The sequence below is a fragment of the Acinetobacter lwoffii genome, assembly GCF_052078135.1.
In the GTDB taxonomy this organism is placed as follows: Bacteria; Pseudomonadota; Gammaproteobacteria; order Pseudomonadales; family Moraxellaceae; genus Acinetobacter; species Acinetobacter lwoffii_Z.
On the sequence record NZ_JBQGUZ010000003.1, the window covers coordinates 77557 to 93279 of the forward strand.

Annotated in this window: 11 protein-coding genes, 5 tRNA genes and 1 pseudogene; 14 read left to right on the forward strand and 3 right to left on the reverse strand. The window is 42.6% G+C overall.

The features are described 5' to 3' along the window. Positions 1-75 precede the first annotated feature (75 nt). Positions 76-429: a hypothetical protein gene (locus ACTL4S_RS02775; protein ID WP_004279563.1), complete on the reverse strand. Its 354-nt coding sequence runs from the start codon at positions 427-429 to the stop codon at positions 76-78. Between the two features lie 249 nt (positions 430-678). Here ACTL4S_RS02775 and argG point away from each other — a divergent pair, with 249 nt between their 5' ends. Next, entirely contained in the window at positions 679-2019 is a 1341-nt protein-coding gene (argG, locus tag ACTL4S_RS02780; RefSeq protein WP_004279561.1) for an argininosuccinate synthase, read from the forward strand. An 83-nt stretch (positions 2020-2102) separates the two neighbouring features. On the opposite strand, the gene ACTL4S_RS02785 is transcribed toward argG, so the two are convergent. After that, positions 2103-3374, reverse strand: a complete 1272-nt coding sequence (locus ACTL4S_RS02785; RefSeq protein WP_348942362.1) for a GGDEF domain-containing protein — start codon at positions 3372-3374, stop codon at positions 2103-2105. A gap of 152 nt (positions 3375-3526) precedes the next feature. On the opposite strand from ACTL4S_RS02785, the gene pyrC reads away from it, so the two are divergent. From pyrC to ACTL4S_RS02850, 13 genes and pseudogenes are all read left to right on the forward strand, one after another. After that, positions 3527-4561, forward strand: coding sequence for a dihydroorotase (pyrC, locus tag ACTL4S_RS02790; RefSeq protein WP_004279558.1), 1035 nt, complete (start codon positions 3527-3529; stop codon positions 4559-4561). After that, entirely contained in the window at positions 4546-5205 is a 660-nt protein-coding gene (gene rnt, locus ACTL4S_RS02795) for a ribonuclease T (protein WP_004279557.1), read from the forward strand. Before pyrC ends, rnt begins: the two co-directional genes overlap by 16 nt. 20 nt (positions 5206-5225) lie before the next feature. Continuing rightward, positions 5226-5301, forward strand: a tRNA-Glu gene (locus ACTL4S_RS02800). Between the two features lie 163 nt (positions 5302-5464). Continuing rightward, positions 5465-7990, forward strand: a complete 2526-nt coding sequence (locus ACTL4S_RS02805) for a TonB-dependent receptor plug domain-containing protein (RefSeq protein WP_441298706.1) — start codon at positions 5465-5467, stop codon at positions 7988-7990. An 81-nt stretch (positions 7991-8071) separates the two neighbouring features. Then, entirely contained in the window at positions 8072-8230 is a 159-nt protein-coding gene (locus ACTL4S_RS02810) for a hypothetical protein (RefSeq protein WP_441298707.1), read from the forward strand. Between the two features lie 177 nt (positions 8231-8407). After that, positions 8408-8483, forward strand: a tRNA-Glu gene (locus ACTL4S_RS02815). A gap of 114 nt (positions 8484-8597) precedes the next feature. Then, positions 8598-10010, forward strand: coding sequence for an amino acid permease (locus ACTL4S_RS02820; protein WP_153566642.1), 1413 nt, complete (start codon positions 8598-8600; stop codon positions 10008-10010). Positions 10011-10092: 82 nt separating this feature from the next. After that, positions 10093-10985 (forward strand): annotated as a pseudogene (locus tag ACTL4S_RS02825) (alpha/beta fold hydrolase). A gap of 245 nt (positions 10986-11230) precedes the next feature. Beyond that, positions 11231-12142, forward strand: a complete 912-nt coding sequence (locus ACTL4S_RS02830) for an alpha/beta fold hydrolase (protein ID WP_441298708.1) — start codon at positions 11231-11233, stop codon at positions 12140-12142. A 131-nt stretch (positions 12143-12273) separates the two neighbouring features. Continuing rightward, positions 12274-12349, forward strand: a tRNA-Glu gene (locus ACTL4S_RS02835). A gap of 24 nt (positions 12350-12373) precedes the next feature. After that, a tRNA-Glu gene (locus ACTL4S_RS02840) sits at positions 12374-12449 on the forward strand. 46 nt (positions 12450-12495) lie between these two features. After that, positions 12496-12571, forward strand: a tRNA-Glu gene (locus ACTL4S_RS02845). Positions 12572-12878: 307 nt separating this feature from the next. Next, entirely contained in the window at positions 12879-14300 is a 1422-nt protein-coding gene (locus tag ACTL4S_RS02850) for an iron-containing redox enzyme family protein (RefSeq protein WP_441298709.1), read from the forward strand. A gap of 64 nt (positions 14301-14364) precedes the next feature. On the opposite strand, the gene ACTL4S_RS02855 is transcribed toward ACTL4S_RS02850, so the two are convergent. Then, the gene (locus ACTL4S_RS02855; RefSeq protein ID WP_441298710.1) at positions 14365-15609 is read right to left on the reverse strand and encodes an NADH:flavin oxidoreductase/NADH oxidase family protein; all 1245 of its coding nucleotides are present in this window, start codon (positions 15607-15609) and stop codon (positions 14365-14367) included. Positions 15610-15723 lie beyond the last annotated feature (114 nt).

The following is a 15723-nucleotide window of genomic DNA, read 5'->3' on the forward strand; positions in this document are numbered from 1 at the left end:
TATGACTATCAGGTCTGCATTCTCAGGCACAAATACCAATTGGTGGCATATTTATATCGAACCTTCGCAATTAAATTATTGCTGCCATTGCCTTGCACTGGATTTCCATAATGCAATCGCACCCAATACTGTCCCAATCGGAAAACTGAACAGCATGAGGATTGCCATCACTCTGGATAAAGTCCGTCCTGAACCATTGCCCTGCTTCACCTTGATACTGGCCTGTATATTAAAAAACATCAGCAAGCCTAAAAGCAGCAGCACCACACCTAAACTCAGCATGGAAATACTGGATTGCTGATATTCAAGATATAAAAACAGCACTGTACTAAAACCAATCAGGCCGGCATAAATCCCATGTAACAGTGCCAGCGTTTCATTCTTAGCTTTAGGATTTAAATTAGGTAAAGGTGGAATGCGAGTCGCCATGCTTTTATTCCTGTTTTATCTGATTTTTAACTTTATTCGGCTGAATATAACCAATTTCTTCCGTTTTCAGCAGGATTCTGGTGAAAATCGTGCGATTTATGATTATTTAAGCCTATTGAATAGAGATTTTAAAAACGAGTTTTTCTTTTCTAAAGCAAACCTAAATAAATTAATGATACAATTGATGCAATATGTATTTTTTCAGGCCACCAATTCTGGCGTGCCTATTTCATATCATTAGGATGAACAATGTCTGATAATGCAACTATCTTGCAGAATGTCCCAGTAGGTAAAAAAGTTGGTATTGCCTTCTCTGGTGGTCTAGATACTTCTGCTGCTCTTTTGTGGATGAAACAAAAAGGCGCTGAACCTTATGCTTACACAGCTAACTTGGGTCAGCCAGACGAAGACGATTACGATGCGATTCCAAAAAAAGCTGAAGCTTATGGCGCAGTAAAAGCACGTTTAATCGACTGCCGTTTACAGCTTGCATTAGAAGGTATTGCTGCAATTCAATGTGGCGCGTTCCATATTTCTACAGGTGGTATGCCTTATTTCAACACGACGCCATTGGGTCGTGCAGTAACTGGCACCATGCTTGTAACTGCCATGAAAGAAGATGACGTTAACATCTGGGGTGACGGTTCGACTTATAAAGGCAATGACATTGAACGTTTCTACCGTTATGGCTTGTTGACCAATCCTGCGCTTAAAATTTACAAGCCTTGGTTAGACCAAACCTTCATTGACGAGCTGGGCGGCCGTGCAGAAATGTCACAGTTCCTGATCGACAATGGCTTTGACTATAAAATGTCAAAAGAAAAAGCCTATTCAACTGACTCAAACATGCTGGGTGCGACACACGAAGCCAAAGATCTTGAATACCTGAATGCAGGCATCAAAATCGTTGAGCCAATCATGGGCGTTGCATTCTGGAAAGATGACGTAGAAGTAAAAGCTGAAGAAGTATCGATTACTTTTGAAGAAGGCTTCCCGGTTGCCATTAACGGTCAACGCATTGAAGATCCAGTTGAGTTCATTCTTGAAGCGAACCGCATCGGTGGCCGTCACGGTCTAGGTATGTCGGATCAAATCGAAAACCGGATCATCGAAGCGAAATCTCGCGGTATCTATGAAGCTCCGGGTATGGCGCTGCTTCACATCGCTTATGAGCGTCTGGTAACGGGTATTCATAACGAAGATACGATTGAACAATACCGTATTAACGGTCTACGTTTAGGTCGTTTGCTTTACCAAGGTCGCTGGTTCGATTCTCAAGCGCTTATGCTACGTGAAACTGCACAGCGTTGGGTCGCTAAAGCAGTTACCGGTACTGTAACGATCGAACTGCGTCGTGGTAATGACTACACCATTATGAATACTGAATCTCCGAACCTCACTTATGAAGCTGAGCGTTTGACTATGGAGAAAGGTGATTCTATGTTCTCGCCGATGGATCGTATCGGTCAGTTGACCATGCGTAACCTCGACATCACGGATACTCGTGCTAAACTGGGCATCTATACAGAGACTGGTTTACTCGCAGTTGGTTCAGCATCTGCAGTGCCACAACTGAAAGACAAAAACTAAGTTTTAGTCATTTAAGTTGCATAAAAAACCGCTCCTGATGAGCGGTTTTTTATTGATGATTGTTCTATTCATTTTAAAAATATCTAGCCATTTGCAATATCTGAATTCACTGAACGAATGGACTGATAATAAATCTGATTGCGTCCAAGCTGTTTGGCGCGGTATAGCGCCTGATCCGCGATTCCCAATAAGGCGTCTTTATCAATATCATCTTCACCACGATAGACGGTAATGCCTAAACTGATGGTGATATATTTCGCAACCGAGGATTTTTCATGTGGAATTTCCAGACGGTCAATCGCCTTAAAAATATTTGAAGCCACTGCATAAGCACCATGTGCATCTGTTTCTGGCAAGAGCACTACAAACTCCTCCCCACCATAACGTGCGACAAAGTCCATATGACGGATCGCATTTTTGATGGTTTTGGCAATAGTCGAAATGACGTCATCACCTTTCTGATGCCCATAAAAATCGTTGTAATTCTTAAAGAAATCCACATCGATAAACAGAATCGCTAATGCCGTTTCTTCACGGCGTGCACTTTCGAAATGCACTTGCAGCGTCTCATCAAAAGTCCGTCGATTGGAAATTTTGGTCAGTTCATCGTACTGACTCAAATGTAATAATTCGTTGGTATGAATACGCTGGATCTGCTCACTGATTCTGGCGCGAATACTATAGAGAAAAATCACACGTTCACGGGCAAAAATCATATGGCTAATCACATAACCCAGCAAGCAACTTCCAATTAAAATCCGGCCAAAAACCATAGGATTAAATTCAACTGAAAGGCTAAACAATACAAGAATAGTAGTTGCCGCAGCGAGTAATCCGGTGACCAGCATCTGAATCGGCTTAATACCGGTCAGAACATAACCCAGGATATATACGATCGTGACTATCGCCATGGATTGATGCTGCAAGGCATCAGTTTTAATCGACATGGTGATACATGAAATTGACACCTGTACCCAGAATACCAACAGCATCGAAGCCTGAGGAAAAAAGCGCTTGATCTTGGGTAAGCACGAGAACATATAAAAGATAATTAGCGACACGCCGCCATTGAGCAAGCCCAACATACACAGGACAAAATCATGTACGAAATATTCTTTGCTGATGCTCCAGTAATCTGTGGGAATCATCACCACCAAAAAAAGGAAATAGGCTAGTACTCCAGCCCACACATATTTTTCGACATGTTTGCGGGCGCGTTCCAGATTTTTGGTCCAGAATTCTTGTTCCAGATTTTGAGGGAAGACCGGGCCTACACGCTGGCTTTGCCGTGTAATCAGTTGTTCTATGTCTTCTTTATCATCTTGCAATTTCGCTAGATTGTACTTGTATTCCATTGCCAAGTATTTATGTAATTTTTTTATTAATTTTAAAATAACATACTTTTTAAAATTAATTTATACATATCCCTTATTTTGTAGCGCTTTCTCGTTACCATTTTTACTATAGATGGATTATCATTTGTTTTATTTGTTCGACTGAATTTGCCTTGAATACGATTACGATTCTCCAGCCAGATGATTGGCACGTTCACCTGCGTGATGGTTTAGCACTTCAACGTACCGTTCCCGATTTAGCCAAGCAGTTTTCTCGTGCCATTTGCATGCCAAATCTGGTGCCACCCGTAAAAACCGTCGAAGAGGCCAATGCTTACCGTGAACGTATCATGGCACATGTGCCTGAAGGGGTAAATTTCGACCCGCGTATGGTGCTGTATTTCACTGACAACACCCCGGCAAGTGAAGTTAAAAAGATCAAAGAATCTGCGCATGTCAATGCCATCAAGCTCTATCCTGCGGGTGCGACCACCAACTCCGATAGTGGTGTGAGCGATATGAGCAAAGTCTACGGCGTAATTGAACAGCTTGAAGAACACCAAGTGCCTTTATTGCTACATGGTGAAGTGACGCATAATCATGTCGATATTTTTGACCGTGAAAAGCGTTTCCTGGATGAAGTGCTGGCTCCCTTACTCAGACAATTTCCCAAGCTGAAACTGGTGCTCGAACACATCACCACCAGCGAAGCAGCAAACTTTGTACTTGAGCAAGACCGTAATGTCGCTGCAACCATTACGCCGCAACATTTATTGTTTAACCGCAATGACATGCTGGTTGGTGGGATCAAGCCGCATTTCTACTGCTTGCCGATTTTAAAACGTCAAACGCATCAGCAAACTTTGCTGGAAGTCGCAACCAGCGGTAATCCTAAATTTTTCCTGGGAACAGATAGCGCGCCGCATTCAAAAAATGCAAAAGAAAATGCGTGTGGCTGTGCAGGATGTTATAGTGCGCCGACTGCCATTGAGCTGTATGCTCAGGCATTTGATCAGGTGGGTAAAATTGAACGCCTGGAAGGTTTTGCCAGCCATTTTGGTGCAGACTTCTATGGCCTGCCACGTAATACCAATACCATTACCCTGGTTAAAGAAGATCAAGTAATCCCTGAAAGTTTAGACTATCTGGATGGTGAACAGATTATCCCACTGTATGCTGGTAAAACCATTCAATGGAGAAAAGTGTGACAAATGAAACGCTCCCAATCATTGGTCAACGTTTTCGTGGATTCTTACCTGTAGTTGTCGATGTCGAGACTGCAGGTTTTAATGCGCAGACTGATGCATTGCTGGAAATTGCGGCCATTCCGATTGTTTATAATGAGGAGGGTCAATTTGTGCCGGGTCAAGCTTACCATGCACATATCAATCCTTTCGAGGGAGCCAACCTCGACCGACGTTCGCTGGAGTTTATTGGGATCGATCCTTCTAATCCAATGCGAATCGCCATGGCCGAAGATGAGAAAACTGCACTCAAGCGCATTTTTAAATCGGTGAATGAAGTGCGTCGCCAGCAAAATTGTACCCATGCAGTTTTAGTCGGACACAATGCACATTTCGATTTAGGTTTTCTTCAGGCCGCGATTGCGCGTACCGGAACCAAAAACCAGAACCCGTTTCATAGTTTTTCTGTCTTCGATACAGTGACTTTAAGCGCGGTGATGTTTGGTCAAACCGTACTGGCAAAATCCTGTATTCAGGCTGGAATCGAGTTTGATGGCAAAGAAGCACACTCTGCATTATATGATACGCAGAAGACCGCTGAACTGTTTTGCTATATTTTAAACAAACTCGCACCTCACCTGCTTGACACTCTGGTGGCGGATCAATAAGATACCGCCATCTTCTAAACGTCCCTATCGTCTAGAGGCCTAGGACATCGCCCTTTCACGGCGGTAACCGGGGTTCGAATCCCCGTAGGGACGCCATCTATTTTTTCTCTTCTTTATATTTCTTTGATCAGCATCTTAAGCTGCTCAAGTCCTACACTTTTATCAATTAATTAATGAAAATAATTCTCATTACTATTGATTACCTACTCTAAGTTAATGATAATCACTTCCATTATCTTTCGCAGATTTAACCCTTCTCATGCGTTTTGCTTATTCCCCACTTTCTATTGCGGTTCTAACAGCTTTATCAACATCTAGTTTTGCAGAAGAATCAAATTATCAAGAATCCATCCTCAAGGAAGCTACGGTTAAGTTCAGCACGATTATTATCGAAGCTCAGCAAGCAAATGAAGTGGGAAAAACAGTTTATTCAAAAGAAGATTTAGAAAGTACGCCAAATAGCTCAAAGAACATTACCGATTTTTTAAAAGTGAATCCGAATGTGCAGTTTAGTCAGTCACAACTTGCAGCAGGTTCTCAAGGTGAAATTAAACCTGCCGAAATCTCAATTAATGGTGCACAAACCTTCCAAAACAATTTCATTGTGAATGGTGTTTCCAACAACCTACTTATTAATCCAGCAAATTCAAACATAAATACATTTCAAGATATTGGGACTGGCGCACAAGCTATGGCAGTGAACACTGACCTACTTTGTGAGCTTGAAGTATTAGATAGCAATGTGTCTGCCGCTTATGGTCAATTCACAGGTGGGGTTGTAAATGCTAAAACATGTGCACCGCAAACAGAGATAGGTAAAATTCACGGTTCTATCACTTACGATTACACTGAAAGTGATTGGGCTCGCTACAACTCAATTTCACCTTTAGAAGAAAGTAAATTTGAAGAACCTACAGATGACTACCAAAAGGAATATACCAAACAAGGTGTAAGCACCAATATTTATGGGAAGCTCTCGAATGATTGGGGCTTTAATGCTTATGCTTCTCAACGAGAGTCCATTATTCCAGTCAAAAGTGGCTTTGAAACACCTAAAACAATTGATCAAGAACGACATATCTCAAATCTTGGTGCAACATTATTTTATACACCAAACGCCTCAACCAAAGCGAAGTTTGGTTTCGATTATGGTTTGCTCGATAGCTTAAGTTATGTGGACAGCAATCGTGATTCAGGTAGTACTACTGAAACCGAAACACTTACTCTGTTCTCGGAACTTGAACATCGCTTCAACTTAGGTACTCTCGTACACAAACTTAATTTCCAAAACTCGGCGACACAACGTATTGCTGACAATAACTACAGTATGCATTGGTACTACGCCAAAGGAAGTAAAGATTGGAATAATACCGATGTAGTTCGAGAGGGCGCCATCATGGGAGAGATTGAACAACGCCAAGACGTCCTTTCCTATGACCTACAAGCGAATATAGACCCTTTTAAACTTGGTCAATCCCAACACAACATGACTATAGGTACGGGTTATAGCCATGCTAATGTTGCGTGGAAACGAGTCGAGGATGTTTTACTCGCGACAAAGATCAACTTAAAAGAACTTGGCAAAGATACTACCTGCCTTCAAAGTGACCCATATTGTGATGAGAAACTAACTATAAATGGTTGGAATGGACAATATATCGCTGGTGGGACTCTGTACAAAGCTGGTGATATCAAAGCTCAGCAAGATCGCCTAAATATATTTATTGAAGATAATATTCAGTGGAATGATCAATTTTCAACACGCCTTGGTGTTCGTGCTGATTATGACTCTTTGAGTAGTAATATCAATATTTCCCCTCGCAGTCGTCTCTCTTACAAACCCTTTAGTAATGATCAATTGCATTTATCCGCTGGGTGGAATCGCTACTATGGTCAGCAAACTTTAGGTACAGAGCTGAATGAAATTCAAAATGATTTGCTCTACAAACTGTCACGTGAAAACCCACATGCGACTTGGGTAGAAACACAAACTGCACTATCCAGCGGTGCGCGTAGTTCAGCGCTCAATACCCCTTTCAGTGACGAGACTGTTTTAGGCCTGAATACACAAATCCAGAATTGGGATCTAGGGCTAAAATGGGTCAATCGTAAATATCAGGATGAAATATCAAAAACTAAAGTTACTCCTTTAGATGGATCAAAATTCTTCTACGAATATAACAATGATGGAAGTGGCAAAGCTGACATCTACGCCTTAACACTTAAAAATCGTCAACCGATCGCACTGGGGGATAGCCAACATTTATTTGCCTTGGGATTTGACTACAGTGAAGTCTTCCGCAGTTATGTAGATTACACTTCAGCCTATGATCAAGCCACTCAAGATGAATGGGTCTCTTATGATGGTCAAATTATCCGTTGGTCAGACCGCCCTGCCCCAAACTTTAACCAACCATGGACCGCACGAGTAAACTGGGATATTACATTCGATACACTGCCTGTACGTATTTCAAACTTCTTTAGCTATAAAAACAGTTACGATGATATGGTTGTAGTCTCCAATAAAAATGACAAAGTCGAGTATGAAGGTGAACTGCTTGACACCTATTTAGCCTCTGAAATTAAACCAAAATTTACATGGGATATGCGCACCACCTATGATTGGGAAATTTCAAAAGATTTAAGGGCAATTTTTGGTTTAATCATTAACAACGTCACCAACCGCGTGAATACCTATACAACAGGCTCGACCTCAAATGATAGACCACGTGTAATGACTGAAATCGGCCGCCAATTTATTGCAGATGTTACTTTTAAATTCTAGAGCCTGAATAGGTACATGCTGCTGCTCTTTTTAATTTGCTTAGGCTATAATTAATGCGATTTCATATTTTGCCTTTGTATCATGTTAAAAAAGATCTTACTGGTTTTACTGATTTTAGCCCCGTCCGCGCTATATCTCTATATCGTCAACCGTGATGATGACAACATTGCGGAGACTGAGACAGTATCAACCCCAGCTGAAAACTCTCAGCCTGAGCAATATCAAACTCCAGATCACTAAGTTTTAGTGATCTTTTCAAATATTTATTTTTTATAGTCTTGAAATCTGTTCAGAAAATAACATTTTAATAAAATAAAGTTTTTGTTTTGCCTAATGTTTAAACTGTTAAATGAATTTTAGCAAAAACCCTTTTGACAAAACCCGGCTTAGTCCTTAATATACGCATCACCTCGCAACGTCCCTATCGTCTAGAGGCCTAGGACATCGCCCTTTCACGGCGGTAACCGGGGTTCGAATCCCCGTAGGGACGCCATCTATTGATCTCATACGATCAGACCTTATTCGAAATTACCATTATTCGATTGCAGATTTGTAGTTTTTCACTACAATAGCTCGCTTCATTCCTTTGAAGTATTTCTTATTTCCTATGCACTCATCTCCGAATGATGCTACGCATCAGGGCAATTCTGCGCCTTTAAAACGCGCTATGAGTACTCGACATCTGGTCATGATTTCGCTTGGTGGCGCAATCGGAACAGGCCTATTCTTAGGGTCGGGTGAAGTCATTGCACAAACGGGGCCTGTAGGTGCCATTCTCGCTTATCTCCTGGGCGGTATTATCGCGTACATGGTGATGCTATGTTTGGGCGAACTTGCCGTTCATATGCCAGAATCTGGTTCATTTGGCGCTTATGCCAAACGTTATATTGGACCAGGCACAGGCTATACCATCACCTGGTTATACTGGCTGACATGGTCGGTCACTCTCGGAACTGAATTTACTGCAGCGGCCTTGCTGATGCAGGAATGGTTCCCTGACATTTCCATGTGGTTATGGACCATTATCTTTGGTGTATTCGTATTTAGTCTAAATATGATTTCTACCCGCTGGTTTGCCGAATCCGAATTCTGGCTGGCACTGGTAAAAGTGGTCACGGTTGTTGCTTTTATTCTTTTAGGTCTATTGGCCATCTTTGGTGTTCTGGGCTATCAAGGCTATGAAGCTGCGCCTTTATTTACCAATCTGACTGCACAGGGCTGGTTCCCTGAAGGTCTGTTTCCGATTTTTGCTACGATGCTGATCGTGAACTTTGCCTTCTCTGGTACCGAGCTGATTGGTGTTGCTGCCGGTGAAACTGAAGATCCTGCGAAAAATGTTCCTAAAGCGATTAATACTGCGATTTTCCGCTTATTAATTTTCTTTGTGGGTACCATTATCGTGGTGACGGCATTACTTCCGCATCAGGAAGCAGGCTTAGCCGCTGAAGGCGTGAGTAGCAGTCCGTTCGTAACCGTATTCCAGCACATTGGTATCCCATATGCTGAAGACATCATCCGCTTTGTAATTATCACTGCGTTGTTGTCTGCTGCCAACTCGGGCTTATTTGCTGCTTCACGTATGATGTGGTCATTGTCATACAGCAAACAGTTGCCTGCCGTATTCTCAAGACTGAATGCTCGCGGTGTACCGTATATTGCAGTCATGGTGACCATGCTGGGTGCATTACCAGGTTTATTGTCTGAACAGTTTGCGCCAGAGACGATCTTTACCAACTTGCTGGGCGTTGCGGCGTTTACCATGGTGGTGGTCTGGATGAGTATCTGCTTAAGCCAGTTCAACTTCCGTCGTCAGTGGTATAAACAGGGTCATACGACCAAAGAACTGGGCTTTGCTGCACCATTGTTCCCGATTGTGCCAATCCTGGGCTTTGTGTTCTGTTTTATTACCTGTATCAGTATGGTCTTTGATCCATCAATGCGTATCAGCTTCGTAGGCTGTCTGTTATTTATTGCAGCGTGTTATGCAAGTTATTATGCCTTTTATCACAACAAGTCTTAATCATCAGTTTTAAAAGAGCGGCTCCGGCCGCTCTTTTTTTATCTATACTATAACCATAGTGGGCAGCCTTAAGGGTGCGTCGATGAAAATTGTGTTTATTCACAGCATGAACAAGCAACAATATACGGCTACTTCATTACGTCAACATTGGCTGCATCTCTTCAAAACAGGCCTTCAGAAAAACCTACAACAGCAAGCCCGTTTTACTTATTTAAAACGGCATATCCGTATCCCTTTTTATGGCGATTTACTTTCTCGGCATCATTTTCATAACGTCTTGAATGCCAGCACCCTGATGCCGCAACAGTGGCCGCATTTCCCTTTTTTACATCCCGCACAGCTGCAACCGGCATCGCCACCAGACCAGTGTACCTATCAAATTTGTGACGTCCCGCAGTCGAATATTGATGATGTCCTGAATTTCAATCAAAAACTGAAATTCATTACAGCATTAAGCAAAGATATTGCCTTGCGGGATTTTGCGGTACTCATCAATTATTTTCCCAGCTTACATGCCAGCTTTTTGCATAAGTTTTGCTGGAAACTTATCTTTATTTGGCCAACCCACATTTTATGCAGGAAGTTCACCGCCGCATTCATGATCAACTCTATAGCAGCAGGCCACAGATTCTGGTGGCACATTCGCTTGGCAGCGTGATTGCCTATAATTATTTGATTCAGCATCCGGAGCTGAATATCAGGCGTTTTATTACTCTTGGATCACCGTTGGCATTTCGGGTCATCCAGGCTCATCTGCCTCAACCGATTGTACGACCTGCTGCACTTTCAGGCGACTGGATAAATTTCTATTGTAGCGATGATTTTCTGACTACCTTTCCATTATCAGAACCACCCTTACAGTTTCAGCCGGCGATTATTAATCAGGAGATTCATACCTCCATCTATCATCTGCATGATATTGATGGTTATATTCAGCATCCAGACGTCATTAAAGCGCTACTGGAATTGCTATAAGACTCACGTCAAACTCTAAATTCAACTTTTACCGTTCCATTCATATTCTTCTTCTATTCAGTAAAATCTTTCATCCAGACCTACCAATTTACTGCTTTTTCTGCCTTTTTTATAAATATACGGATGTCTGTTAATGATTGTTTTATCAAAGATAATTTACACATTAACGCCACAAAAAGTGCAGCTTGGCTTGCCGCAATTTTCTCTATACTGTGAATATATAGATCGACCTCCGTGAGGTATCGATGAAAGTTATTTTTATTCATGGAATGAACCAGCAACATCACAGTGCTGCATCGATTCGCCAGCGCTGGCTGCATATACTTCAAAAAGGCATTCGCAAACACCGTCATGATGCCAGATTCAGTTATTTACGACGTCACATTCACATTCCATTTTATGGAGACTTGCTTTCACACTATAACGTTCGCAACATCCTGAATGCTGGAACCTTGATGCCCAAGCAATGGCCCAGCTTTCGTTTCCGTCAACCTGTCCATCCTCAGCTTCCTGCACCAGTTCCACGTCCTGGCTGGCGCAAGCCCGTGATTTCAGATCTTCCTCAGCTTCATCTGAATGAGCCGATGGATTTCAAACAGAAATTCAAATTTATTACTACGCTAAGCAAAAATGTTGCACTGCGAGACTTTGTATTATTGCTGAATTATTTTCCCAGTCTGCATCGGAGCCTGCTTCAGAAATTTCTGATTGAAACCTATCTGTATCTCGACAATCCTGCTTTCATGAAGGAAGTTCATGAGCGGATTGCCCGGCAATTGAATGGTCGCAAACCTTGTATTGTGATTGCTCATTCTCTGGGCAGTGTGATTGCCTATAACTATCTCATCCAACATCCTGAACTGAATGTACAGCGTTTTATTACTTTAGGATCGCCACTAGCCTTTCAGGTGATCCAGTCACATTTACCGCAACCCATTGTACGACCTGCAGCAATTACAGGCGACTGGATAAATTTTTATTCAACTGATGATTTTCTTACCGCCTTTCCTCTTACACAACCGCCATTTCAGTTTCAACCCGCAATTATTAACCACGGCATTCGTACCCATATTCACCGCCCGCATGATATTACCGGCTATTTACTCCATCCGCAGGTAGTAGAAGCAATTCTGGAATTGCTTAAAAATCCAGCTTAAACCATGTAATTTTCCAGTATTTTCTCTAGATTGTTTTAAATTTATGCACTCAACCCAGAAAATCATTTTTTTTATGGAAATGCGTTTGACACCCCCCTGTTTTCACCCTATTATACGCCCACCTCTGAAACGTCCCTATCGTCTAGAGGCCTAGGACATCGCCCTTTCACGGCGGTAACCGGGGTTCGAATCCCCGTAGGGACGCCAATTTTCAGAAGTACATTTTATTAAGTCCCTATCGTCTAGAGGCCTAGGACATCGCCCTTTCACGGCGGTAACCGGGGTTCGAATCCCCGTAGGGACGCCATTACTTCAAGCTAAAAGTAGCGGTTTTAAAATTTATCTTCTGTACTGTCCCTATCGTCTAGAGGCCTAGGACATCGCCCTTTCACGGCGGTAACCGGGGTTCGAATCCCCGTAGGGACGCCATATTCGAGATGGCAACATCTCAACAAAAAGCCCGAGCATTGCGACTCGGGCTTTTTTTATCTTGCAAATTTTATTTCTGAAAACTTTAAACCTTGTTTTTATCATTCGTTCAAATCTAGCTCTCTTTCTGGGGGCTGCCATCCCATTCTTAATTTTACAATTTGTATTGTTTTAACATTTCTATGCATAGAAATATCCGTTCATTTTCATTTAAAGCAATACACCAATAAATTAGAACAAAAATTCAACACCCTGCTTTTAGAGGGCACGTTAAGGTAAATCAAGAGAAATCTGCAAGGATCAGATTATGTTCGTCAGCACAGAGCTAAGTTTACCTTTATCGCCAAATAAAAATCATAATTATCAAATTAAAAGCTTTAAGGATTGGGTCGACTTTTTTCAAGATACTGAAATTTCGACATATACCAAAACCGAAAAAGCCGAATCTTATTTGAGCCATCTGATTAAAAATTTAGATATTGATACACTTGGATGGTTAGATCAGCCTGCACAGGTTGAACAGCATCTTTTAGAACAACATCATCAGATTTGTGCCACTTTCCAGACCTATGTCAATCGCCGGAAACAGCAGCAACCTCGGGAATATTTTCCAACGGTTTCTCATGCTTTCGAATTCCTGGCGAAAGTTGCACCGGTCAAACTGGTCGATGGTGCCTGGTTATATTCGACCGTGCCAAACTGTAATCAGCCCGAGCTAAAAGATTTGATTTACATCTATCTCGAAGAGCTTGGTTTAGGGCATCCGCGTGCCAATCATGTCACCATGTATCAGGACCTGTTGAGTCATTATGAGCTGAACAGTTACGCCGAGCATTTGGATGACAGTTACTACGAACAGGCTGCCGTACAGCTAGCACTAGCTTATGCCCCAGCCAAATATTTACCTTTGGTCATTGGCTTTAATCTCGGCTATGAACAGTTACCGCTACATCTGTTAATCACCAATTATGAACTGGCTGAACTGGGTATCGATCCGCATTATTTCAATGTGCACATTACTATTGATAATGTTCACAATGGTCATGCGCAGAAATCCCTGCAAGCGTTTATCCAGCATTTTAATCAAGCTGAAGATCCACAAATTTATCTTGAACTGATTAAAAAAGGCTATGTTCTAAATGACTTGGGTAGAAGTTCTTCCCAAATCATCAAGGAACTAGATATTGAACAGATGGCTTTAAAAGTGTTCCAGAATAAAGCGCTGATTGGTCAATATATTCATAATCAGAAATGCCAGTTTAGTGGTAAGACCATCAATGACTGGTTATCCGATCCTGCCCAGATTGCCGAGTTTTTGCAGGTCATGATTGACAAAGGCTGGATCGTAAAAGATGCACCAGTGGAGCAAAGCCGTTTCTGGAAAATGATAGATCATCCGGAAGGTAAAATGTTTGGGGTCTTTAATGCGACCGAAAAACAGATTATTAAAGACTGGATTCAGGGCGCAGGCTTGGCAACTCGCCTGTCCTCACGTAGTGCAACCCCATCACAGGCAAAAATTGAACCTGCAATGAGCCGTATGGACCAGCAGCGCTTGAATCAGTTAAAAAGTCGCTTCATGCGCTGTGAAGGTGCGGAACAGAAAATTGATTTACTGATTCCTTATACTGCACCGCATATGCATCATACTGAAATTGGTTTATGGGCGACTCGTCAGTTAAGCCAGTTATTATTTCCTTTTCAGACCCAGGCGATGCATTATTCCTAAAGCACCCCTAAGTGCCAGAAATTAAAAAGCCGGACATTTGCAGTGTCCGGTTTTTTAATAAAGATTAAGCCGATTTTCGCGAGTTTAATTGTCCCTTGATCACCGCTTTGACATTGCCTTTCAGATACTGCAAAAAGACCTTTAGTGGTGACAGCTTTGGATTAGGCTGCTTGCCTTTGGCAATTTCTTTAAACTGCGCGGCATACCAGATGATTTCCATAATCGCCATTTTGTCGACCATTGGAATACCGGTTTTAATTTTCTCAACCGCATAACGTACATCATGCCCTGCAACCAGACGATTGCCCAAGTCAGGTTCTACCGCAAAGGGACGTGCAATCCCGACAAAATCACAAGCACCACTGTCAAGCGCGGCATTCATGCCTTCAACAGTTCGGAATCCACCAGTGACCATGATATGGCACTTCACTTCCTGACGGATTTTTTCGGCAAAATCGAGGAAATAGGCTTCACGAGCAATGGTCGAGGCCTTGCGCTTGTCTGCTTTCACGCCGGCCATCGCAGGTGCTTCATAGCTACCACCTGACACTTCAATGATATCAATGCCTGCAGCGTCCATCGCCTTAAAGACATAAATGACATCTTCTTCGCTAATACCACCGCGCTGGAAATCAGCTGAATTCAGCTTGACTGAAATAATAAAATTTTCCGAAGTCGCAGCACGAACAGCCTGATAGGTTTGCAGCAAGAAACGGGTGCGATTCTCAATACTACCACCCCATTGATCCTGACGCTTATTGGTCAGCGGTGACAGAAACTGGCTAATCAGATAACCATGTGCCCCATGCAACTGCACCCCCTCAAATCCTGCTTGTTCACAGATAGCAGCCGAAGTGGCAAAGCGCTGGATAATATCCAGGATTTCATCTTCACGCAGTTCCCGCGGGGTTCCAAAGCTCATTGCCAAAGCCGGACTAAATGGGACTGCGGACGGGGCAACCGTTTCTTGATTCAGGCCCTTGGGACACTGGCGGCCCGGATGCGACAACTGGACCAGTTGTACCATGCCATGCTGTTTGCCTACGTCGGCCCAGACTTTGAGCTGCGCCAGATCGCGTTCTGTTTCTACCACTACGACCCCCGGTTCATTCTTGGCACGATAATCCACCATGACATTACCCGTAATAGCACAACCCAAGCCACCTTCGGCCCATGCTTCATACAACTTGAAATGCGCCTGATTGGGTTGGCCGGCATCATTGGCCAGTGCTTCACTCATGGCACCTTTGATGATGCGATTTTTGAAAGTGGTATTGCGAATTTGAATGGAATGGGCCAATTGAGTCATGATCTGTCCTGATACGTTACTTTTATTTTGTACTCGTTTATAACGTAAGCCAGAACAATTGACAATCAGTCTTGTCAAATTTACACAATTTTATCTGCTTATTTTTTCATGGTT

Coding starts and splice junctions, on each gene's coding strand:
- argG (WP_004279561.1), top strand. CDS start 679: ATGTCTGATAATGCAACTATCTTGCAGAATGTCCCAGTAGGTAAAAAA.
- rnt (WP_004279557.1), top strand. CDS start 4,546: ATGGAGAAAAGTGTGACAAATGAAACGCTCCCAATCATTGGTCAACGT.
- ACTL4S_RS02855 (WP_441298710.1), bottom strand. CDS start 15,609: ATGACTCAATTGGCCCATTCCATTCAAATTCGCAATACCACTTTCAAA.
- ACTL4S_RS02810 (WP_441298707.1), top strand. CDS start 8,072: ATGTTAAAAAAGATCTTACTGGTTTTACTGATTTTAGCCCCGTCCGCG.
- ACTL4S_RS02805 (WP_441298706.1), top strand. CDS start 5,465: ATGCGTTTTGCTTATTCCCCACTTTCTATTGCGGTTCTAACAGCTTTA.
- ACTL4S_RS02830 (WP_441298708.1), top strand. CDS start 11,231: ATGAAAGTTATTTTTATTCATGGAATGAACCAGCAACATCACAGTGCT.
- ACTL4S_RS02785 (WP_348942362.1), bottom strand. CDS start 3,374: ATGGAATACAAGTACAATCTAGCGAAATTGCAAGATGATAAAGAAGAC.
- ACTL4S_RS02775 (WP_004279563.1), bottom strand. CDS start 429: ATGGCGACTCGCATTCCACCTTTACCTAATTTAAATCCTAAAGCTAAG.
- ACTL4S_RS02820 (WP_153566642.1), top strand. CDS start 8,598: ATGCACTCATCTCCGAATGATGCTACGCATCAGGGCAATTCTGCGCCT.
- ACTL4S_RS02850 (WP_441298709.1), top strand. CDS start 12,879: ATGTTCGTCAGCACAGAGCTAAGTTTACCTTTATCGCCAAATAAAAAT.